Annotated in this window: 18 protein-coding genes; 12 read left to right on the top strand and 6 right to left on the bottom strand. The window is 59.3% G+C overall.

The features are described 5' to 3' along the window. Positions 1-146 precede the first annotated feature (146 nt). A complete protein-coding gene (locus ACR3E6_RS00230; protein WP_171631058.1) occupies positions 147-926 on the top strand; it encodes a gamma-glutamyl-gamma-aminobutyrate hydrolase family protein in 780 nt (259 codons plus the stop codon). Positions 927-972: 46 nt separating this feature from the next. Here the strand turns inward: ACR3E6_RS00230 and ACR3E6_RS00225 are convergent, their stop codons facing one another. Both ACR3E6_RS00225 and ACR3E6_RS00220 read right to left on the bottom strand, forming a co-directional pair. Beyond that, a complete protein-coding gene (locus ACR3E6_RS00225) occupies positions 973-3,213 on the bottom strand; it encodes a xanthine dehydrogenase family protein molybdopterin-binding subunit (protein WP_480485228.1) in 2,241 nt (746 codons plus the stop codon). A 3-nt stretch (positions 3,214-3,216) separates the two neighbouring features. After that, positions 3,217-3,681 (bottom strand): (2Fe-2S)-binding protein, encoded by a 465-nt coding sequence (locus ACR3E6_RS00220; protein WP_152458626.1) that lies wholly within the window; start codon positions 3,679-3,681, stop codon positions 3,217-3,219. 99 nt (positions 3,682-3,780) lie between these two features. On the opposite strand from ACR3E6_RS00220, the gene ACR3E6_RS00215 reads away from it, so the two are divergent. Beyond that, positions 3,781-4,359, top strand: a complete 579-nt coding sequence (locus ACR3E6_RS00215; RefSeq protein WP_171631064.1) for a TetR/AcrR family transcriptional regulator — start codon at positions 3,781-3,783, stop codon at positions 4,357-4,359. On the opposite strand, the gene kynU is transcribed toward ACR3E6_RS00215, so the two are convergent. Beyond that, a complete protein-coding gene (gene kynU / locus ACR3E6_RS00210; RefSeq protein WP_480485226.1) occupies positions 4,352-5,545 on the bottom strand; it encodes a kynureninase in 1,194 nt (397 codons plus the stop codon). The genes ACR3E6_RS00215 and kynU overlap by 8 nt on opposite strands. Positions 5,546-5,719: 174 nt before the next feature. On the opposite strand from kynU, the gene ACR3E6_RS00205 reads away from it, so the two are divergent. The 6 genes from ACR3E6_RS00205 (at position 5,720) to ACR3E6_RS00180 (ending at position 12,447) form a co-directional block, all read left to right on the top strand. Next, positions 5,720-6,169: a methyltransferase family protein gene (locus ACR3E6_RS00205; protein ID WP_171722937.1), complete on the top strand. Its 450-nt coding sequence runs from the start codon at positions 5,720-5,722 to the stop codon at positions 6,167-6,169. A gap of 129 nt (positions 6,170-6,298) precedes the next feature. Next, entirely contained in the window at positions 6,299-7,870 is a 1,572-nt protein-coding gene (locus tag ACR3E6_RS00200; RefSeq protein ID WP_171631071.1) for a Re/Si-specific NAD(P)(+) transhydrogenase subunit alpha, read from the top strand. A gap of 13 nt (positions 7,871-7,883) precedes the next feature. Next, positions 7,884-9,338, top strand: coding sequence for an NAD(P)(+) transhydrogenase (Re/Si-specific) subunit beta (locus ACR3E6_RS00195; RefSeq protein WP_171631073.1), 1,455 nt, complete (start codon positions 7,884-7,886; stop codon positions 9,336-9,338). 162 nt (positions 9,339-9,500) lie between these two features. Beyond that, positions 9,501-9,857 carry a VOC family protein gene (locus ACR3E6_RS00190; RefSeq protein WP_171631075.1) on the top strand — a complete coding sequence of 119 codons (357 nt, stop codon included), beginning with the start codon at positions 9,501-9,503 and terminating at the stop codon, positions 9,855-9,857. A gap of 107 nt (positions 9,858-9,964) precedes the next feature. Continuing rightward, on the top strand, positions 9,965-11,242 hold the full coding sequence (locus ACR3E6_RS00185) for a DUF3422 family protein (RefSeq protein WP_209832565.1): 1,278 nt from the start codon (positions 9,965-9,967) through the stop codon (positions 11,240-11,242). Between the two features lie 68 nt (positions 11,243-11,310). Then, positions 11,311-12,447 carry an MFS transporter gene (locus tag ACR3E6_RS00180; RefSeq protein ID WP_480485223.1) on the top strand — a complete coding sequence of 379 codons (1,137 nt, stop codon included), beginning with the start codon at positions 11,311-11,313 and terminating at the stop codon, positions 12,445-12,447. Between the two features lie 7 nt (positions 12,448-12,454). Here the strand turns inward: ACR3E6_RS00180 and ACR3E6_RS00175 are convergent, their stop codons facing one another. The 3 genes from ACR3E6_RS00175 to ACR3E6_RS00165 all read right to left on the bottom strand — a co-directional run bounded on the left by ACR3E6_RS00175 (position 12,455) and on the right by ACR3E6_RS00165 (position 16,236). Then, positions 12,455-13,435, bottom strand: coding sequence for an ABC transporter permease (locus tag ACR3E6_RS00175; protein WP_171631083.1), 981 nt, complete (start codon positions 13,433-13,435; stop codon positions 12,455-12,457). Continuing rightward, the gene (locus ACR3E6_RS00170; RefSeq protein WP_171114986.1) at positions 13,428-14,435 is read right to left on the bottom strand and encodes an ABC transporter permease; all 1,008 of its coding nucleotides are present in this window, start codon (positions 14,433-14,435) and stop codon (positions 13,428-13,430) included. Before ACR3E6_RS00170 ends, ACR3E6_RS00175 begins: the two co-directional genes overlap by 8 nt. Positions 14,436-14,529: 94 nt before the next feature. After that, entirely contained in the window at positions 14,530-16,236 is a 1,707-nt protein-coding gene (locus ACR3E6_RS00165; protein ID WP_171631085.1) for a peptide ABC transporter substrate-binding protein, read from the bottom strand. 285 nt (positions 16,237-16,521) lie between these two features. On the opposite strand from ACR3E6_RS00165, the gene ACR3E6_RS00160 reads away from it, so the two are divergent. From ACR3E6_RS00160 to ACR3E6_RS00145, 4 genes are read left to right on the top strand one after another with little or no spacing between them, the layout of a single operon-like run. Then, a complete protein-coding gene (locus tag ACR3E6_RS00160) occupies positions 16,522-18,342 on the top strand; it encodes a dipeptide ABC transporter ATP-binding protein (protein ID WP_171631087.1) in 1,821 nt (606 codons plus the stop codon). A 5-nt stretch (positions 18,343-18,347) separates the two neighbouring features. Next, complete coding sequence (argE, locus tag ACR3E6_RS00155) at positions 18,348-19,517, top strand: acetylornithine deacetylase (RefSeq protein WP_480485220.1); 1,170 nt, start codon at positions 18,348-18,350, stop codon at positions 19,515-19,517. Between the two features lie 40 nt (positions 19,518-19,557). Then, positions 19,558-20,724 carry a M20 aminoacylase family protein gene (locus ACR3E6_RS00150; protein ID WP_171722942.1) on the top strand — a complete coding sequence of 389 codons (1,167 nt, stop codon included), beginning with the start codon at positions 19,558-19,560 and terminating at the stop codon, positions 20,722-20,724. Between the two features lie 16 nt (positions 20,725-20,740). Continuing rightward, entirely contained in the window at positions 20,741-21,904 is a 1,164-nt protein-coding gene (locus tag ACR3E6_RS00145) for a M20 aminoacylase family protein (RefSeq protein WP_480485218.1), read from the top strand. The last annotated feature ends 6 nt before the right edge of the window (positions 21,905-21,910 follow it).

The raw sequence follows: 21,910 nt of genomic DNA, 5'->3' as shown, positions 1-21,910 counted from the left end.
ATTTTTCCAATTAAGCGGGGCGGGCCAGAACGTACAGTGCGTCTTCGAACACGTCCCTGCGCTTTCATGCAGGGCGTGTATTCTTGCACGTTAAAACCGCTGCCGCTAGCTTCCTTGACAGGCACAACAACAGCAGGGAAAGTGGAATGTCTCGGCCTGTCGTCGGTATCATCGGCAACTCGTACCTCATGAACGATCAATACCCCACACATGCTGGGGGAACGATGAATTCGGATGCCGTGGCCAACGTGTCAGGATGTCTTCCGTTGTTGATACCCGCAGATCCGCGTTACGTGTCAGTCGATGAGTTGCTGGAGGTCTGTGACGGCTTTTTGCTGACGGGCGGTCGCCCGAACGTGCACCCGGAAGAATACGGGGAACCTGCAACCGATGCACATGGCGAATTCGACCGGGCACGTGACGCCATAACTCTGCCGTTGGTTCGCGCCTGCGTTGAAAGGGGACAGCCGTTTTTGGGCATCTGCCGGGGGTTTCAGGAAGTCAACGTTGCCATGGGCGGAACGCTTTATCCCGAGATACGCGATCTGCCGGGGCGGATGAACCACCGGATGCCGCCCGATGGAACCCTGGAGGAAAAGTTTGCCCTGCGTCATGTGGTGACACTGGAAAACGGCGGCGTTTTCCACAAACTGTTCGGCGCAACCGAGGTCATGACCAACACCTTGCACGGTCAGGGCATCAAAACGATTGGGCAGCGCGTGGTCATTGATGGCCATGCACCGGACGGGACGCCCGAAGCGATCTACATAAAGGATGCGCCCGGCTTTACCCTGTCGGTTCAATGGCATCCGGAATGGGACGCGATCAATGACCCGGTCTCGCGCCCCCTGTTCGAAGCCTTCGGTGATGCGGTGCGTGGATGGGCCGCCGGAACGGTTCATCAGGCAGTTCAAAAATCTGCCTGAATGACACCGGCCCCGACGAGGGGGAAATCGGGCCGGTGCCGTGCGATCAGACCAGCAGGTTGAACTGATTGATCAGCGGAAGCGAGCGGGCGCGCTTGCCCGTCAGGTCGAAAAGCGCATTGCCAAGTGCCGGCATCGAAGGCGGTGTTCCGGGCTCGCCCGCACCACCCATATGCTGATTGGTTTCCAGCACGCGCACCTCGACCTGCGGGGCTGTGTGCATCCGCATCGCGTCATAGTCGGGGAAGTTGAACTGCTCGACTTCGCCTTCCGCAAAGGTGATCTCACCGAAATACGCGGCAGACAGGCCGTACATCATGCCGCCGAACATCTGCGCCTTGACGTTTTCCGGGTCCAGCGCCAGCCCCATGTCGCAGGCAATCCAGGCCTTGCTGATGCGGATGGTGCCGTCTTCGTCGACCACTTCGATGACCTGGGCCACCGGAGTGCCGAAGCTGTATGTGAAAGCCACGCCCCGACCGACGCCTTCGGTCGTCTGACCCGTCCAGCCTGACATTTCCTTCACCGCTTCCAAACATCCCGCCGACGGCGCGTGTTCGTTCCTCATCAGCTCCAGCCGGAACTCCAGCGGATCACGGCCTGCGGCATGAGCCATCTCATCCATGAATGTTTCATGAAAAAAGCCGTTATGGCTGTTGCCGACCGAGCGCCAGAACCCCACGGGAACAGCCAAATCAGCAATGTGGCCGTTCATGCGGTAATTCGGTACCGCGTAGGGCTGGTTGAAGAAGCCCTCGACCAGCACTTTGTCGGGCCCTCCGCCGGGGAACCCGGTGTAGCGCTCGACCGCCTGTTGGGTCGGAGATTGGGCCGCGACCTTCCCGTCAATGAGCACGGCCTTGCCGTCCTGAACCGCGCCGCGCATCCGGGCGATGGCGCCGGGGCGGAAATAGTCGTGACGCATGTCCTCTTCGCGGCTCCAGGTCGTCTGAACCGGTGTGCCGGGCATGGCCATGGCAACCTTGGTTGCGATTTCGCCGAAATCCAGTTCGCCCCTGCGACCAAACCCGCCACCCAGATAGGTGGTGTGGATTTGGACGGCTTCGGTATCCAGTCCGGCAGTGTTGGCAACGCGGAACTGAATAAGTGTGGGGGCCTGGTTGCCGCACCAGAGTTCCAACGCATTTCCCGTGTAGAGCGCGGTGGCATTCATTGGCTCCATCGTTGCATGGGCCAGATAGGGCACGCGATACTCGGCGGTGATTTCAATGGCGTTTTCCGGGCTCGCGCTGACATCGCCGTCGTCGCGCATGGTCGAGTTCGGTGCGTCGTCAAACGCCTCGGCGATCCTGGCAAAGATGTCTTCGGTTTCCGGCGGATAGGGCGCGTCGCCCCAATCGACATCAATGGCCTCGACTGCCTGATTGGCCAACCATGTGTTGCTTGCGATCACGGCCACGCCTGTGCCCAGATCGACGACCTTCTCAACCCCGGGCATGGATCTTGCGTCGCTGTCGTCAAAGCCGTTCATCGCGCCGCCCAGTTTGGGGTTCATTCGCACGCTGGCGAATTTCATGCCCGGCAGGCGGACATCGACGCCGAATTCAGCGGTGCCTGTCGCCTTGCCCACCATGTCGAGACGCGGTTGGCTTCGGCCCAGATAGCGCCATTCGGACGGGTCGCGCAACGGCACCTCAACGGGTTCCAGCCCGGCGGCATCCTCGGCAAGCATTGAATAGGCGATCTTGTCGCCGTTGGGGGCAATGACATGGCCTGACGCCGTTTTCAGATCCGAGGGGTCGACGCCCAACCGGTCTGCGGCAGCGCGTTTGAGTGTTTCACGGGCCGAAGCACCGGCTTGCCGCATCCGGTCGAACCCATCTTTCATCGAGGTCGAGCCACCCGTGACTTGCAGGCTGAGCGTCTTGCCCAGAACACCCAGTGCCTCGCCCAGATTGTGCTGGAAATTCGAGATATCGTACCCCTTGTTCGGCAATCCTTCGCCTACAAGGGCCGAGTTGTAATAGGCCGCCGCAGCGGGGCCGTGCAGAACGGTGATCTGATCCAGATCGACATCCAGTTCCTCGGCGATCAGCGCGGCCCATGTGGTTCGGACGCCCTGACCCATTTCCGCGCGGGGCGCGAACAATGTGACGCCGTTCTGGTCAATCAGCACAAACGGGTTCAGTGCTGCCTCTCCTTCCCGGGGTTTCAAGGGGTTGGCCGCGGGGCGGGTAACGTAATAGGCCCCGAAGGCCACGCCGCCAACGATCGCGGCAGAGCCGATCAGGAACGTACGGCGGAGGATTTTTCCAACGGAAGCCATTGCTTACGCCTCCTTCAGCTTGGATGCCGCGTCATGGATTGCTGCGCGGATAAGGGGATAGGTGCCGCAGCGGCACAGGTTGCCCTGCATCGCCTCGTCGATGTCTGCGTCAGTGGGGTCCGGGTTTTCCGCCAGCAATGCCGCGGCCTGCATGATCTGGCCGGACTGGCAGTATCCGCACTGCGCGACCTGATGATCAATCCAGGCCTGTTGGATCGTGGCCAGCGCGTCCGGCGAGCCGAGCCCTTCGATCGTGGTCACGTCACCCCAGACATCCGACAGCGCCACCTGACACGAGCGCACGGCCTCGCCATCGATATGCACGGTGCAGGCCCCGCATGCGGCCACGCCGCAGCCGAACTTGGTGCCGGTCAGCCCGACCTCATCCCGCAGAACCCAAAGCAGGGGGACGTCATCAGGCAGATCCACCTGATGTTGCTTGCCGTTGATCTTCAGGGTCGTCGCCATGGCGCACCTCGTGTTGCTGTGGCTGGTTTCTGACATAATTGGACGAAAGTGTCAGGATGTCAATTGACAAATTGAACAAAAAATGTCAGGGCTTCGTATATGAAAGACAATGGTGACGGCTCACGGCAACAGGCGATCCTGAACTCGGCGTTTCAGGCGTTTTCCACTTATGGATATAGAAAGACCTCGATGGACGATATCGCGCGCGGTGCGGGGATGTCCCGGCCGGCGGTGTATCTGCATTACAAGAACAAAGAGGCGATCGTCAGCAAGCTGACCGAGCTGTACTATGCCGAAAAGAGCGTTGCGGTGGCCGAAGCGCTGGCGACGCAGGGGTCGGTGCCCGAGGTTCTGACCCGCGCAATTCAGGCGCAGACCGAGGGGATGACAAAAATTCTGGCCTCGCCCCACGGGCTTGAAATCCTCGACAACACAAAATCGCTGTCTGGGGAAATCATCGCGGCGGGTGAGGCCAGGCTGGCCGCGCTCTATGCGGACTGGCTGACGCAACAGGAAAAGGCGGGCCGGGTTCGCCTGCTGGCTGACGCGGCAGAGACCGGTCGGACGATCACGGCCACGCTCAAAGGGCTGAAGCTGATTGGCGCCGGCGCCGAGGTCTATGAACAGCAGGTCGCACAGGTCGCGGCCCTTTTCGGCGCCGGACTCGAAGTCAGGTAACGCGCTGACGGATCCTGTATTCGGGCGTGTCCCACAGGCGATTCTGCATGATATCGGCCATAATCCCGACGGCGCGTTCGACATCGCCTTCGTCGATATACAAAGGTGTAAAGCCGAACCGCATTATGTCGGGTGCTCGAAAATCTCCGATCACGCCTCGGGCGATCAGGGCCTGCATGGCGGCATACCCTTCCTTGAAACGGAACGAGATCTGGCTGCCACGCTGCTGCGGATCACGGGGGCTGGCCAGTTGCAGATCCGGGCAGGTTGCCTCGACGCGTTCTATGAAAAGCTCGGTCAGTTCAATCGATTTGGCCCGGACGTCGGTCATGTCCGCCAGATCCCAGATATCCATCGCAGCCGACAAGGCCGTCATCTGGATGATGGGGGGCGTTCCCACCCGCATCCGTTCAATGCCGCTGCCGGGGCGGTAGTCGAGATCGAAGGCAAACGGCGCTTCGTGCCCCAGCCATCCGGACAGGGCGGGGCGTGCGTGTTCCGCCAACCTCGGCGCGACATAGATGAAGGCCGGCGCGCCGGGGCCGCCGTTGAGGTATTTGTACGTGCACCCGACTGCGAAATCGGCGTTGCACCCTGAAAGGTCCACCGGGATGGCCCCCGCGGAATGGGCCAGATCCCAGACTGTTATCACGCCGTTGGCATGCGCCAGTTCGGTCAGTGCCTTCATGTCGTGCATCCGACCCGAGCGATAATCCACCTCGGTCAACATAAGAACAGCGACCTCTTCGGTGATTGCACCGGCCACGGCTTCGGGATCAACGACGCGCAACTCATACGCGTCCCCAAGCGAGCGCAGCAAGCCATCCGCCATATACAGGTCCGAAGGAAAGTTGCCGTTGTCGGACAGAACCACTTTGCGACCCGGATTCAGTTCAAGGGCCGAGGCCACCGCCTGATAGACCTTGATCGACAAGGTGTCTCCGGTCACCACACTGCCGGGCTCAGCTCCGATCAGGCGGCCAATCCGGTCACCAAGCGCGGTGGGCAGGGCCATCCAACCAGCCCTGTTCCATCCGGTGATCAGCATCTGGCCCCATTCATCCGTCAGCATTCGTTGCACTCGGGCACCGGCCGATTTCGGCAGGGGGCCCAGAGAATTGCCATCCAGATAGATGACGCCCTCTGGCAGGTCGAACATGGCTTTGGTTGCCGCAAAATCAGTCATGAAGGCTCGCTAACTCGTGTGAACGTCGGTGATTGCTATTGAGGTAGTCGATCCGCGATAATGAGTCCATGCGATGCGACATACTGGTCTTTTGCCATCTTGGCTCAAAAGCGGTAGGACATCGCGCAGAAGCGACATGTGCTTGATCTTGTCGTCATTCAATGAGGGCTTTGCATGCGCTGGATGGACGTTCCGCCGGTTTGGTTGGTTGCTTTTGCGGCTCTTGCCTGGTTGCAGGCCAGGTATCTGAAGCTGGGCCTGTCGCTTGAGGGCGGTTTGACGGATCTTCTGAGCGGGGTGTTGATCGGAGGTGGAATCCTGATGGCTGTTCTGGCAGTGGTCGAATTCCGCCGTCACAAGACAACCGTCATCCCACATGAAACCCCGTCGTCGATGGTGCAGTCCGGCATTTACAAGCGCAGTCGCAATCCGATCTATGTGGGCGACGTTCTGATTCTTGCGGGTCTTATCCTTCGGTTTGATGCCGTGCTGTCCCTGGTTCTTTTGCCAGTCTTTGTCTGGGTGTTGGAGCGTCGGTTCATCCTGCCGGAAGAAGACCGCCTGCGTCGTACCTTTCGCGCTGATTACGCTCGCTACGAACGCAAGACACGGCGCTGGATCTAGTGTGGATGCTGCAATGACATCACGTCAAAAATGCTGCGCTTGCGAAATAATGTTGCGCAGGATACATCTTTGCTTAACAAAGAATACCGATCACCCGCTCAGAACGAGTAAGAATTAGGGGGACTGCCAGTGAAGATAGGCACGCCAAAGGAAATACTGGACGGCGAGAACCGGGTCGCGATGACACCGGACTCGGCCGTGCAACTGCAAAAACTGGGCTATGAGTGCCTGATCGAAAAAGGCGCAGGTGCTGCCGCCGGTTTTTCGGACGCGGCGTATGAGGCCGTGGGCGTTGAAGTTGTCAAGACCGCAGCATCGCTGTGGAAGGCCGCAGATATCATCGCCAAGGTTCGAATCCCGACCGAGACGGAACTGAAGCGTCTGACCAAGGGCAAGACGCTGATTTCCTTCTTCAACCCTGCCGGAAACGAAGAAGGAATGGACCTTGCCAAGTCCAAGGGCGCAAACGTGATCGCCATGGAAATGGTGCCGCGTATTTCTCGCGCGCAGAAGATGGACGCATTGTCGTCGATGGCCAACATTGCCGGCTACCGCGCCGTTATCGAGGCGGGCAACAACTTTGGTCGTTTCTTCACCGGTCAGGTGACTGCGGCTGGCAAGGTGCCGCCTGCAAAGGTTCTGATCGTCGGGGCCGGTGTTGCCGGGCTTGCCGCGATCGGTACATCGACCTCGCTGGGTGCAATCACCTACGCGTTCGACGTGCGCCCCGAGGTGGCCGAGCAGGTCGAATCGATGGGGGCAGAGTTCGTCTATCTGGACTTCGAAGAAGAACAGCAGGATGGTGCGGCCACCGGCGGGTATGCTTCCGTCCAGTCAGAAGAGTTCCGCAATGCGCAGCTGGCCAAGTTTCGAGAGCTGGCCCCGGAAATAGATATCGTCATCACCACGGCACTGATCCCCAACCGTCCGGCGCCAAAGCTGTGGCTGGAAGACATGGTCAAGGCCATGAAGCCGGGCTCGGTCATCGTTGACCTTGCGGCCGAACGCGGCGGGAACGTCGAAGGTACCGTGCCGGACGAAAAGGTGGTGACCGACAATGGCGTGACCATCATCGGCTATACCGACTTCCCCAGCCGGATGGCGGCGCAGTCTTCGTCTTTGTACGCGACCAATATCCGTCACATGATGACCGATCTGACGCCTGAAAAGGACGGCCAGATCAATCACGACATGGAAGATGACGTGATCCGCGGCGCGACCGTGACCTATGAGGGTGAGATCACCTTCCCGCCGCCACCACCCAAGGTGCAGGCAATCGCGGCGCAGAAAAAGCCCGAGGTCAAGGAACTGACCCCGGAAGAAAAGAAGGCGCAGGAAATTGCGGCCTTCAAGGCGCAGACCAAGCAGCAGTTCACCCTGCTGGGTGTTGGTGGCGTGCTGATGCTGCTGGTGGGGCTGATCGCTCCGGCCAGTTTCATGCAGCACTTCATCGTCTTCGTGCTGGCCATCTTTGTGGGCTTCCAGGTGATCTGGAACGTCGCACACAGCCTGCACACTCCGCTGATGGCGATCACCAACGCGATCTCGTCGATCATCATCGTCGGGGCCCTGATGCAGATCGGATCGGGGTCGTTCCTGGTCATTCTGTTGGCGGCACTGTCCGTCTTCATGGCCGGGATCAACATCTTCGGCGGTTTCCTCGTAACCCGGCGCATGCTCGCCATGTTCCAGAAATCTTAAGGAGGCCGGGCACATGGATTATGGCTTCACCACTGCCGCCTATGTTGTTGCGGCTGTCCTTTTCATCCTTTCGCTCGGCGGTTTGTCGAACCAGGAAAGCGCCAAGCGCGCGGTCTGGTATGGCATCGTCGGTATGGCGCTGGCGGTTTTCGCCACGCTGGTTGGCCCGGGCTCGGGTCTGTGGCTTCTGTCGCTGCTGCTGATCGCGGGCGGTGGTTTCATCGGCCAGTATGTTGCGCAGCGCGTGCAGATGACCGAGATGCCGCAGCTTGTTGCGGCGATGCACTCGCTGGTCGGTCTTGCGGCCGTGTTCGTCGGCTTCAACGCGCATTTCGAGATCGGCAACGTGGCGCAGGTCATGGCCATTGTGGACAGTGCCAGCCAGGCGGATCTGTCCGATCTGGGGTCTTTTGCCAAGTTGATTGCCAAGAAAACCCCGGCCGAGCTGGCAATCCTGCACGTGGAACTGTTCCTGGGCATCTTCATTGGTGCGATCACCTTTACCGGGTCGGTCGTCGCCTATGGCAAGCTGGCGGGCAAGGTGACCTCGGCAGCGACAAAGCTGCCCGGTGGCCATGCGCTGAACGCGGCGGCGGCGGGTCTCTCGCTGATCTGCCTGATCTGGTACACATCGACAGGGGGTCTGTTCCCGCTGATCCTGATGACGCTGGCAGCGTTGTTCATCGGCTATCACCTGATCATGGGTATTGGCGGCGCCGACATGCCGGTGGTTGTGTCCATGCTGAACAGCTATTCGGGTTGGGCGGCTGCGGCGATCGGTTTCTCGCTGGGCAACGACCTACTGATCGTGGTGGGTGCGCTGGTGGGCTCGTCTGGTGCGATCCTGTCCTACATCATGTGCAAGGCGATGAACCGCCACTTTGTCAGCGTGATACTTGGCGGTTTTGGCGGCCCGCAGGGCGAACAGATGGCCGTTGAAGGCGAACAGATCGCAATCGAGGCCGATGGCGTTGCTGCAGCCTTGAACGACGCGGACAGCGTGATCATCATTCCGGGCTATGGCATGGCTGTGGCACAGGCGCAGCAATCGGTTTCCGAACTGGTGCGCAAGCTGCGGGCCAAGGGCAAGAACGTTCGTTTCGCAATCCACCCTGTGGCGGGTCGCTTGCCGGGCCACATGAATGTTCTGCTGGCCGAAGCGAAGGTGCCGTATGATATCGTTCTGGAAATGGACGAGATCAACGACGACTTTCCGGACACGGATGTGGCAATCGTCATCGGCTCGAACGACATCGTGAACCCTGCGGCACAGGAAGATCCCAACAGTCCCATCGCCGGCATGCCGGTTCTGGAATGCTGGAAAGCCAAGCAGGTCTTTGTGTCGAAACGTGGTCAGGGCACCGGGTATTCTGGCATCGAAAACCCGCTGTTCTTCAAAGAGAACACCCGCATGTTCTACGGCGACGCCAAGGAGTCGCTGGACAAGTTGCTGCCGATGATCGATTGATCGTCGCGTTTGATCCGATTGCAAAGGGCGCCTTTGGGCGCCCTTTTCTTTTTCGAGTTTGTATGGGGGCGTTGCCCCCAAACCCCCAGGATATTTCCAGCCAGATGAAGCAGGCGGAGTGTGGTAGTCTGGGGTGGCGGCACAGATGGCAGGAGGTCGAGGATGGAGAAAGTGAATGGTATTGGCGGAGTGTTCTTTCGCGCCCGCGACCCTAAAGCGCTGAGCGCCTGGTATGAGAAGCACCTGGGCGTCAATCATTATGACCCCGTGCCTTGGAAGCAGCGTGAAGGCTATACGGTCTTTGCGCCATTCGCGGAGGACACCGCGTATTTCGGGCGGGCCGATCAGCAGTGGATGATCAATTTTCGTGTCGATGATCTGGGCGCGCTGACGGCGCAGCTTGAGCAGGCTGGAATCACGGTGGAAACCAATCCTGACTGGGACAGCGAAGTTGGAAAATTTGCCCGCATCCATGATCCTGAAGGCAACCCCATCGAGCTGTGGCAGCCAAATCAATGAGATAGCAGGGTTGTATACCGTTGTACCCCTGTAAGTACGTGAAATAAAAAGAGAATTGATGTGTCAATTATGTGCCGTATAGTGCGCGTGACGATGCGGAGCCTCACATGACACCGATAGATGACCATCCCCTTCGCTATGCGCTAGCCAATGAACTGCATGCTCGACCGTTTCCGGTCGCGTCAATGCCCTGTACGGTGGTCTTTCTTGCGATCAAAAAGCCTGAGGCCGCCGTGGCGCGCGATCGACGTGAGGATTTGGCTCATTTGATCGACCTGCTGGATCGCCACGGTGCGCAGCACCCTCGGCCGGACGCCACGCACTACGCGGGCCAGATTGGACGCCACTGGTTGAAGTGGGAGCAGCATACCGAATTCGTGACCTATACGGCGATCGCGCAGAATGTGAGTGAACGCGCCTTTGACCCGGCTGACTTTGAGGTCTTTCCGCCCGATTGGTTGATGGCCAGTCCGGGTCAAAGGGTTACGTCGGTTCTGGTGCGCGTGGTTGAACGCGCAAGTGACGACGTGGTGAAATCGAAACTGCTGGATTGGTTCGAGCCGGAAAGCCTGGCCGTGTCCAGGGTGTTGGACGATGCAGCGGTTTGTGCCAGTGATTTTCGGATCGATCCGGCAGGTCACATGCGCTTTGCCTTGTTCGTGGCCGAGGGCACCGGACGGCGTCGGACGGGACGGATTATTCAGCGCCTTTGCGAAATTGAAACGTATAAGGCGATGTCGATGCTGGGTTTTGCGCGCGTCAAGCAGCTGATGCCGCGTATCGGAGAGCTGGATGGGCAACTCACCCGATTGATGGGGCAGATGACAGGCAACTCGGCGCAGCCTGACGCGTTGTTGCAGGATTTGCTGGCAACGTCGATCGAGCTCGAAACACTGTCGGCACGGTGTTCTTTCCGGTTCGGAGCCACCGGGGCGTATGAGGCCATCGTCAACCAGCGGATCGAAGTGTTGCGAGAAGAACGTTTCGAGGGTGGTCAGAATTTCGCCGATTTTATGATGCGCCGATATGACCCTGCAATTCGCACCGTGAAATCCACGGAACGCCGCCTTGAGGCCTTGTCGGACCGGGCGATCCGCGCGGGTGAGTTGCTGCGGACAAGAGTGGATGTGGAAAGAAGCGCGCAAAATCAGGCGTTGCTGGAAAGCATGGACCGTCGGGCTGATCTGGCGCTGCGCTTGCAACATACGGTCGAGGGGCTTTCCGTGGTTGCCATCAGCTATTACGCGGTTTCGCTGGTCAGCTATCTTTTGTATCCGCTGACGGCCTCTGGCATCAGCAAGGGCATGCTGACGGCGGCGGTTACGATCCCGGTTGTCGCCGCGGTGTGGTACTCGGTGCGACGCATTCGCAAACGGCTCGGTTGAGCAGCAATTGCCAAGTTTTTTCTGACCTGTAGAACGGTGGCATTGGGTAAGCTGAGCGAGGGCATGGGATGGCAAGCATAGTTGCAGCATGGCGCGCTGTCGCCGCCATGTTCATTCTGAATGGTGCCCTGTTCGGAATCTGGGCGTCGCGCATTCCCGCCTTACGCGACCGCTTGGAACTGTCCCATGATGCGCTCGGGTTCGGCCTGTTGTTCATGGCTGCTGGGGCTGTCTGCTCTTTCCCGATAACCGGGCGGCTTACGGATCGTTTCGGCGCTGTTGCAATCACCCGGATCATTGCGATTCTGTATACGGGGTCGCTGATCTTGCTGGCCATGGCGGATGGGCTTTGGGGGCTGGCAGTGTTCCTGTTTGTCTTTGGCGCCTTCCACGGGTCGATGGATGTTGCGATGAATGCATGGGCCGCCGAGGTAGAGCAGGCATATGACAAACCCGTTATGTCCTCGTTCCATGCAATGTGGAGCCTTGGTGCAGGTCTTGGCGCGCTCAGCGGTTATGCCGCGGTTCAGATGGGGCTGACGGTTCTTGTGCACTTCCTGTTGGCGGGTGGCGTGGTTGTTGGCCTTGCGCTTGCGTCATCCTGGGTAAGCTGGACCTCGCGCCAATCCCAAGAGCCTCAGAGTACGGTCTTCGCCTTGCCATCCGGCGCGTTGATACTGGTTGGCATAGCCGCCTTGTGCGGAGCGTTGGGCGAAGGGGCCGTGGCAGACTGGAGCGCGATATATCTGCGTGACATTACGGGGGCGTCGGAAAGCGTCGCTGCCTTGGGCTATGCGGTGTTTTCAGTAACCATGGTGGCGTTTCGACTTGCAGGCGCGCTTGTTATTATCCGGTTCGGTCCAGTCGTTTCCGCCCGGTTCGGCGGTATTTGCGCGGCGTTTGGTGTTTTTATGGTGGTTTCAACAGCAACGATCCTGCCCGTGCTGGCCGGCTTTGCATTGATGGGAATAGGTTATGCCGTGATCATGCCACTGGCATTCAGCCGGGCGGCCAGCGATCCGAATGTGCCGCCGGGGCAAGCCATCGCAAGTGTTGCGACATTGGGGTATGGGGGGCTGTTGATCGGTCCGCCGTTGATCGGCTTTTTGGCGGAAGTGTTCGGCCTGCGTCTGGCATTCGCCGTGCTGTTGCCATTGGCCGTTCTGATCGTGCTGTTGGCCGGCGCGCTGAGGCGCGCCGGCTGAACTTGTCTCAGCGTCCGCGAATGCGGGGATCCAGTGCGTCGCGCAGACCGTCACCCAGATAGTTGACGCTCAGGACAGTCAGCGAGATTGCCAGACCAGGCCAGAACACACGCTCGGGGTATTGCTGTAGGTAATCGACTCCGTCGAACAGCAGGCGGCCCCATGTCGGGAAGTCGGGCGGAAAGCCCAGACCCAGGAAGGAAAGCGCGCTTTCGGTAATGATCGCCGTGGCAATCCCCAGCGTCGCGGACACCATGATCGGTGAAAGCACGTTGGGCAGAATGTGCCGCGTGATGATCTGACTGTTACTGGTGCCGATGGAGCGTGCCGCCAGAACGAATTCGCGTTCCTTGATGGCCAGCACATCACCGCGCACGATCCGTGCGGTCGGCATCCATGAGGTGATGCCGATGGCGCAGACGATCAGGATGAAGATCCCTCGCTCCAACCCGAACGCGGCCGACAGGGGCTCGCGGAACAGCAGCATCATGACCAGCAGCAAGGGCAGCAGGGGCAGGGCCAGAAACAGGTCTGTCAGACGCATGAGCGGACCATCCAGCCGTTTGAAGAACCCGGCCAGAACGCCGATGAACGATCCCAGGAACAGTGCCAGCAGCATCGCGGTGATGCCCACCGATACCGAGGTTTGACCGCCCGACATCATGCGCGCCAGAATATCCCGGCCCAACTGGTCGGTGCCGAAGGGATGCGCCCAGCTTGGCCCCTGATTGCGGGCCCGGATATCGATCTGCGTTGGATCGATGCTCCAGAGATAGGGGCCCAGATAGACGCCCGCCACGATCAGGATGAACAGCACCGCACCCACCATGGCGCCCTTGTGCGTCTTGAACTGATCCCAGACGTCGCGCCATTGGCTGCGCGGCGGGGTCGTGAGTTCCTCCATCACATCAGCGGTTGGCAGCGCGGTGGATGCCGGGGCCAGACCTTCGTCGGGGATCAGCGTGTCTGATTTGTCGTGATCAGTCATAGCGAATCCTCGGGTCCAGAATGCCATACAGGACGTCGGCGATCAGGTTGAACAACACGATCAGCACGGCAAAGATGAAGGTCAGGGTTTGCACCATTGGCAGGTCATTGGCCTGAATGGCGCCAATCAGCAACTGGCCGATGCCATTCACCTTGAATACCTGCTCGGTGATGATGGCGCCGCCGAAGATGGCCGGAATGCCCAGTGCAATGACCGTGACCACGGGGATCATCGAGTTCCGCAGGACGTGGACCATGACGACCGTGTATTCGCTGAGCCCCTTGGCGCGGGCGGTGCGAACGTAATCCTGGTTGAGATTGTCCAGCATCGAGGCGCGCATGAAACGGCTGAGCTGTGCCGTGATCTGCAACGCCAGCACCATGACCGGCATGATCATCTGCTTCAGCTGCACGACGAAGCTGTCCCAGCTGTTGACCACATGGGTCGTGTCATAGATCGACGGGAACCAGCCCAACTGGACCGAGAAGATCACGATCACCAGAACGCCCGAGAAAAACGGAGGGACCGAGAAGCCGACCATCGACACGAAGGTGCCCATCTGGTCGAACCAGGAATACTGGCGATAGGCCGAATAGATGCCGATGGGCAGCGCGATCAGGATGGCGACAACATAGGCGGTGCCGACAACCCACAGGGTCTGCGGGATACGCTGAACGACGATGTCCATGACGGGCGAGCGGGTCTGCCAGGATATTACACGCAGGTCGCCTGCGGAAAAACTGGTGCCGAAGATGTGGTCTATCAGAACCTGCGGTTCGATCCAGAAGAATTGCACGATCCACTTCCAGAACCGGATATGCATCGGCTGGCCAAGGCCAAGCGCCTCGCGCATCTTTTCCTTGACTTCGGGGGGAACGGTGAGCGGAACCTGCGCCATCGGATCGCCGGGTGCGAGTTCGAGGAGCAGGAAGATGACGAGGCTGATGAACAGCAGCGTTGGAACGGCCAGCACCAGTCGTCTGATTGTGAAATTAAGCATTAAGAGGCGCCTTTATATGCGTCTTCTTGTTGGGGTGGGATGCAAATGACCGCGCCCCGATAACGATCGGGGCGCGGTTTTGCAAGGTCAGTGCTTAGGAACCGGTCTTGCGGTACCAGTCCGCAATGTTCCACAGCTCGCTGTCCCAAACGTTCAGGACAACGCCACCCAGGGTGTTTGCATGCGCCGACAGGCGACCACGGTGAACCAGCGGGATCATACCACCATTCTGAACCATGATGTCATTCAGCTGCTTGGCGATTTCCGCACGCGCTTCCAGACCAGCGGTTTCGGCCAATTGAGCGTGCAGCTTGTCGAACTCTTCGTTGCAGAAGCGGCTGATGTTTTCGCCCTGCCACTGCGAGTCAGGACGCGGAGCTTTGTCGCACAGGCCGTTGCCCAGATATGACTGCGGGTCGGTGCCGTTGAAGGTGTTGGCGTACATTTCAACGTCGGCATAGAACTTCTGGAACGTGTCGGGCGAGCCCGGGTCACCACCGAAGAAGACCGATGCGTTGATGTTGCGCAGTTCGGTTTCGATGCCGATCTGGCTCCACCATTCCTTGATCAGCGCCTGGAAGTCCTGACGGACGGCGTTGGTCGAGGTCTGATAGACGATCTTCAGCGGAACGCCATCCTTCTCGCGGACGCCGTCGCCATCGGTGTCGACGATGCCGGCATCATCCAGCAGTTTCTTGGCGCCTTCGATATCCTGGGTGTCACAGGTCATCGAGGTCGAGTTGAACGCAGCAGGGGCCGGAACCCAGTTGCAGGTCACTTTACCAGCCTGACCATAGCCGATTTCCACCAACAGCGGACGGTCGATGGCCATGGACATGGCTTTGTAAACGGCCGGGTCCTTCAGGAACGGATGCGGATGCTTTGCTGTCGAACGCTCGCCTTCAGGCAGCTCGGGCGACGGGTTGGTCTGGTTCAGCATGATGCGCTCGACCAGCGGGCCGAAGCCTGCAACCGGCGTACCTTTGCCACCTTCCTGCATCTGAGCGATCACTTCCGGAGCCAGTTGCAGGTTCCAGGCATAGTCAAACTCACCAGTTTCCATGACAGCACGACCAGCAGCTGTCGCGTCACCGCCGCCTTTGAAGGTCACGGTCGCAAAGGCAGGTTTTGCCGGATCACGATAGTTGTCGTTGGCCTTGAAGGTGATCACGTCGTTCGGCTTGAACTCGGTGACGACAAAGGGGCCGGTGCCGATCGGGTTGAAGTTCTGCTCGGTGCATTCGGGGGCTTTGGCGCCCATGCAGTTTTCGAACTGGGCCTTTTGCAGGATCGGGCTTTCACCGCCGACGAACGGGCCATAGGGGAAGGGGGTCGGTGCGTCGAATGTGACCTTGACGGTCAGGTCATCAACAGCTTCGACCGAGGTGACGCCTTCGAACTTGGTGACCTGTGCGCAGCCACCTTCCGGGTGCATGCAGTAATCAGCGGTGAACTTCACGTCAGCAGCGGTGAACGGAGAGCCGTCAGACCACGTGATTCCCGGCGCGATTTTCCATGTGATCGACGTCAGGTCTTCGCTGACACCGCCATTTTCCACGGTCGGGATTTCAGACGCCAGAAATGGCACCATGTTGCCGTCCTGGTCGTAGCGTGCAAGTGGCTCGATCACCAGCGAGGCTGATTCCACGTCTTTCGTACCGCCGGACAGGAACGGGTTCAGGATCGACGGAGCCTGCCAATAGATGATGCTGACATTGCCGTCCGAACCGCGCTCGGCAAAGGCCATCGGGGCCATTGCCGTGCTTGCGATCGCACCAAGCAAAAGGGTTTTGATTTTCATAAGTCACTCCCGAATTGGACACGTTCGTGTCTCGATTATCTCCGCAAGGCCTGCGGGTTTGGCGTTGCCGCTTCGGGGTAAGGTTTTGATCATTCACGATAATAGCGCTAACGGATTCCGTCGGCGCTGCTTCCCCAAGGCGGTTACGTTGGGTATCGAAACAGAACTTGAGAAAAATGCAAGTGGTGCCGTCGCGAAAATGTGTAATGGGTTTGACTTTTCCCGGTGGCCCGCCGTAGCGTTCGGCACTCAGAACAAGAATTACCTCGTCAAGGGAGCGCGCACGTGCTGGATCAGCCTATTGCTCAAATCAAAAAACTGCGGGTGGAGTTTCAGACAAAGGACGGTCCCGTTGTTGGTGTTGAGGACGTCTCGTTCGAGGTCAAACCAGGCGAAACCGTTTGTATCGTTGGCGAATCGGGCTCGGGGAAGTCGGTTTCATCTTTGTCTTTGATGCGTCTGGTCGAGTTTGGTGGCGGCGAAATCGCGGGCGGCGAACTGCTGTTTGATCGCCGCGATGGCGAAAAAATGAACCTGGCCAAGGCTGATCAGGATCTGATGAAACAGATTCGCGGCAACGAGATCGGGATGATCTTTCAAGAGCCGATGACCGCGCTGAACCCCGTTTTCACCGTGGGCCGGCAGTTAACCGAAGGTCTGCGCATCCACAAGGACATGACGAAGGCGCAGGCCGAGCAACGGGCGCTGGAACTGCTGCGTCAGGTCCGTATCCCAGAGCCCGAGCGCCGTCTGAAACAATACCCTCACGAGTTGTCGGGCGGGATGCGCCAACGTGTTGTCATTGCGATGGCGATGGCCTGTGAGCCGCGCCTGTTGATCGCCGACGAACCCACCACGGCGCTGGATGTGACCATTCAGGCCGAGATCCTGGCCTTGATGGACCGCCTCAAGCGAGAAACCGGAACTGCGGTGATGTTCATCACCCACGACATGGCCGTGGTTGCCCAGATGGCTGACCGCGTGGTGGTGATGTTCCGCGGCAACAAGGTCGAAGAAGGCACGGTCAAGGAAATCTTTGAAAACCCGCAGCACGACTATACCAAGGCGCTTCTGGCCGCGGTGCCGAAACTGGGCGAGATGCAGGGTAAATCTGCGCCCGAGCCGATGAAGCTGCTGGGGGTCGAAGGGCAGAAAATTGCACCAATTCCGGGTACGGAAGAGGTTCTGCTGACCGTCAAGAACCTGACAACACGGTTCCCGGTCAAAGGCGGGCTTTTGCGGCGCACGATTTCGAACGTTCATGCGGTCGAGGATGTCTCGTTCACTCTGAACAAAGGTCAGACGCTCAGTCTTGTCGGGGAATCCGGGTGCGGCAAGTCTTCGGCTGGGCGCTCGATCCTGCGGCTGGTTGAGCCTTTGGCGGGCGAGATTGATCTGGACGGTGTCGATATCATGAAGCTTGATCCATCTGGTTTGCGCAAGGCGCGGCTGGACATGCAGATGATTTTCCAGGACCCGTTCGCGTCGCTAAACCCGCAGATGCAGCTGGTCGACCAAGTGGCCGAGCCGATGCGCAATTATGGTGTGGCATCGGGATCCGAACTTCAGGATCGCGTGGCACAATTGTTCGACAAGGTGCAATTGCCGCGCAGCTTCATGCGTCGCTTCCCGCATGAAATGTCGGGCGGTCAGCGTCAGCGGATTGCAATTGCTCGCGCTTTGGCCCTGAACCCCAAGCTGATCATTGCGGATGAGGCGGTCTCGGCCCTTGACGTGTCGGTGCAGGCGCAGGTTCTGAACCTGATGATGGAATTGCAGTCCGAGCTGGGCCTGTCATACCTGTTCATCAGCCACGACATGGCCGTTGTCGAACGCGTCAGCCACTATGTCGGGGTCATGTATCTGGGGCGCATTGTCGAACTCGGGCCCCGGGCGCGGGTGTTCGAGAACCCGCAGCATCCCTATACGCAGGCGCTGATGAAGGCGGTTCCGATCGCAGACCCGAACAAGCGGAAATCGGAAAAGGATCTGAATTTCAAACCGATCCCTTCTCCTATTCATCCCACCAACTACACGCCGGAACCTTCGCAATATCAAGAGGTTGAGGCAGGGCACTTCATTCTGACCACGGACAGCGGGTATTGACCCAAATGGCGAAACGCCTGACTCCGCTTGAGATCATGACACAGCTGATCTCATTTCCGACCGTAAGCCGTGATACCAATCTGCCGCTGGTGGATTGGGTTCAGGACTACTTGCAAGGCCACGGAATCGAAAGCCACCGCTGGCCAGATCCGGACCAACCGCACAAGGCCGCGATCTTTGCGCATGTTGGTCCATTGGAAGAAGGTGCGGTGGTTCTGTCCGGTCACACGGATGTCGTGCCGGTGGACGGTCAGCCGTGGGACACTGATCCTTTCACGGTGACCGAGAAAGACGGCAAGTACTTCGGTCGCGGCACCTGCGACATGAAGGGGTTTGACGCCCTGGCCATCTGGGCTCTGGTCGAAGCACACTATGCCAATATCAGCCGGCCGCTTCAGCTGGCGCTCAGCTTTGACGAAGAGGTCGGATGCACCGGTGCGCCGCCGATGATTGAAGCAATGCAACAGGTTCTGCCCAAGGGATCGGCAGTGATAGTGGGTGAGCCGTCGATGATGCAGGCGGTGACGGGGCATAAGGGCGGGTTCGGCATTGATACACATATCGTCGGGTTCGAAGTGCACAGCTCGATCATGCACACTGGCGTGAACGCGATCATGGCGGCGGCGCCTTTGATTGATTGGGCAAATCACCGAAATGCCGAAAGCATGGCTGCTGAGCCGAGCGAAATCGCAGCCGTATTTGACCCGCCGTGGACAACCTGTCATGTCGGCATGATTGAAGGCGGGACAGCCCATAACATCACCGCCAAAGACTGCACTTTCATGATGGATTTCCGCACGGTGCCGGACGAAACGCAGGCTGAATGGCGCGATGCCTATATCGAACAGGTCCGCCAGGTCGAAGCACGGATGCAGGCCGTTCACCCCGATGCGCGCATCGAACTGTCTGAACATTTCGCGATCCCGGGGCTGGTGCCCGAACAGGATGGAGAGGCCGAAGCTTTGGTGCGCGCCCTGACCGGGGACAACGCAAGTCACGTCGTCAGCTATGGGACCGAGGCGGGGCAGTTTCAGGCGGCCGGGTATTCAGCCGTGATTTGCGGCCCCGGCGATATCGCGCAGGCTCATCAGCCGAACGAGTTCATATCGATCGCGCAATTCGAAGCTGGGCATGGGTTCATGCAACGATTGGTTAAAAGGCTGAGCGCGCCGTAACATTCAACGTGGCCTCAGTGGTTCAGGGGAGGGTCTTGAGATGCCAGTCAAAAACAGACTTGCAGAGATGCATGGCGACATTACCAAGTGGCGCCGCCACCTGCACGCACATCCTGAACTGATGTATGACGTGCATGAAACGGCTGCTTTCGTTGTCGAGCGTCTCAGGGAATTTGGTGTGGATGAGATCACGCCGGGAATTGGCCGGACGGGTGTCGTGGCTGTGATCCGGGGACGGCAGGATACGACCGGGCGCGTGATCGGATTGCGCGCTGACATGGACGCATTGCCGATCGAAGAAGCGACGGGGTTGGACTATGCCTCGACCGTATCGGGCAAGATGCACGCCTGCGGGCATGACGGGCATACCTCGATGCTGCTTGGGGCCGCCCAGTACCTGGCTGAAACCCGAAACTTCGATGGCACCGTTGTTCTGATTTTTCAGCCCGCTGAAGAAGGTGGCGCAGGCGGTCTGGCCATGTGTCAGGACGGCCTGATGGACCGCTGGGGCATTGATGAGGTCTATGGCATGCACAATATGCCGGGGTTGCCGGTGGGCGAATTCGCGATCCGACCCGGCGCATTGCTGGCTTCATCTGATGAATTCGAAATCACGATCACCGGCAAGGGCGGACACGCGGCTGCACCGCATGACGCGGTAGACACCACGCTGGTGGCCTCGCATATCGTCGTGTCGTTGCAATCCGTCGTGGCGCGCACCGTGGATCCGATCAAACGCGTGGTGCTGACCGTGGGTACGTTTGAAACGGACAGTGTCGCGTCAAACGTGATCGCGCATACCGTCCGCTTGCAGGGGACCGTCCGGACGCTCGACCCCGAATACCGCGCCATTGCAGAAGAGCGCGTTCGCAGGATCGCCGAGGATACGGCCTCGGCCTTCGGCGCAAAGGCAGATGTCGTCTGGTCGCCCGGCTATCCTGTGACTGTGAATTCCGAGGCTGAGACGGCATACGCTGCCGAGGCGGCCGAGGCCGTGGCGGGCAAGGTCAATGACAGCACTGATCCGATCATGCCGTCGGAAGATTTCGCCTACATGCTTGAAGAACGGCCCGGAGCTTACATCTTTATCGGGAACGGGGACACGGCCATGTGCCATCACCCGGAATACAATTTTGACGACAATGCGATTCCCGCCGGTTGCAGTTGGTTTGCCGAGATCGTGGAACGACGATTGCCCGTGGCATAATTTGAGGGAGAGTGACATGCCGATCAAAAACCGCCTTGCAGAGATGCACGAAGAGATCACAGGCTGGCGGCGTGACATTCACCAACATCCGGAAATTCTGTACGACACGCACCGCACCAGCGCGCTGGTGGCGAAAAAGCTGAAGGAATTCGGCTGTGATGAGGTCGTTACAGGCATCGGTCGCACCGGCGTGGTCGGGGTCATTCGGGGAAAGAGCGACACGCAGGGCCGGGTGATTGGCCTGCGCGCCGACATGGATGCGCTGCCGATGCAGGAACAGACCGGGCTGGACTATGCCTCGAAGACATCAGGCGCGATGCATGCCTGCGGGCATGACGGGCATACCGCCATGGTTTTGGGGGCGGCAAAGTACCTCTCTGAGACGCGCAATTTCGATGGCACTGCAATCGTGATCTTTCAGCCTGCTGAAGAGGGCGGGAATGGCGCCGAGGCCATGTGCAAGGACGGTCTGATGGACCGGTTCGGTATTCAGGAAGTCTATGCGATGCACAACGTACCGGGCCTGCCGACCGGGCAGTTCGCGATCCGTTCGGGCCCTTTGCTGGCCGCAGCGGACGAGTTTGATATCCATCTTGAAGGGCGCGGCGGTCACGCTGCAAAACCCCATGAAACGGTCGATACGACGGTGATGCTGTCACAACTGATCGTGGCATTGCAGACGATCGTGTCGCGCAATGCCGATCCGATCCTGCAAGCCGTGCTTTCGGTGACGTCTGTCGAGACGTCATCGAAAGCGTTCAACGTGATCCCGCAATCGGCGCAGATACGCGGCACGGTCCGAACCCATTCCAACCAGATGCGAGATCTGATCGAACAGCGCCTCAAAGAGGTCGCCGAAGGGATTGCAGCAACATTCGGTGGTTCCGTGAACGTCAATTACTCGCGCGGCGTTCCGGTGACGATCAATGCCGAAACCCAAACCGGATATGCGGCAGAGGCCGCAGTCTCGGTCGGGGGCAGCTGCATCGAGGCGCCGATGGTGATGGGGGGCGAGGATTTCTCGTTCATGCTGGAGGAACGGCCCGGAGCTTTCATCGTTCTGGGCAACGGAGACAGCGCCGGGTTGCACCACCCTGAATACGATTTCAACGACGAGATCATCCCGATCGGATGTTCGTGGTTCGCAGAAATGGTCGAGCGCCGAATGCCGGCGGCTTGAACTGAA

Source organism: Ruegeria sp. AL3 (genome assembly GCF_056536065.1).
Note: the sequence above shows the minus strand (reverse complement) of the source record. Positions and strands in the feature narration are given on the sequence as shown.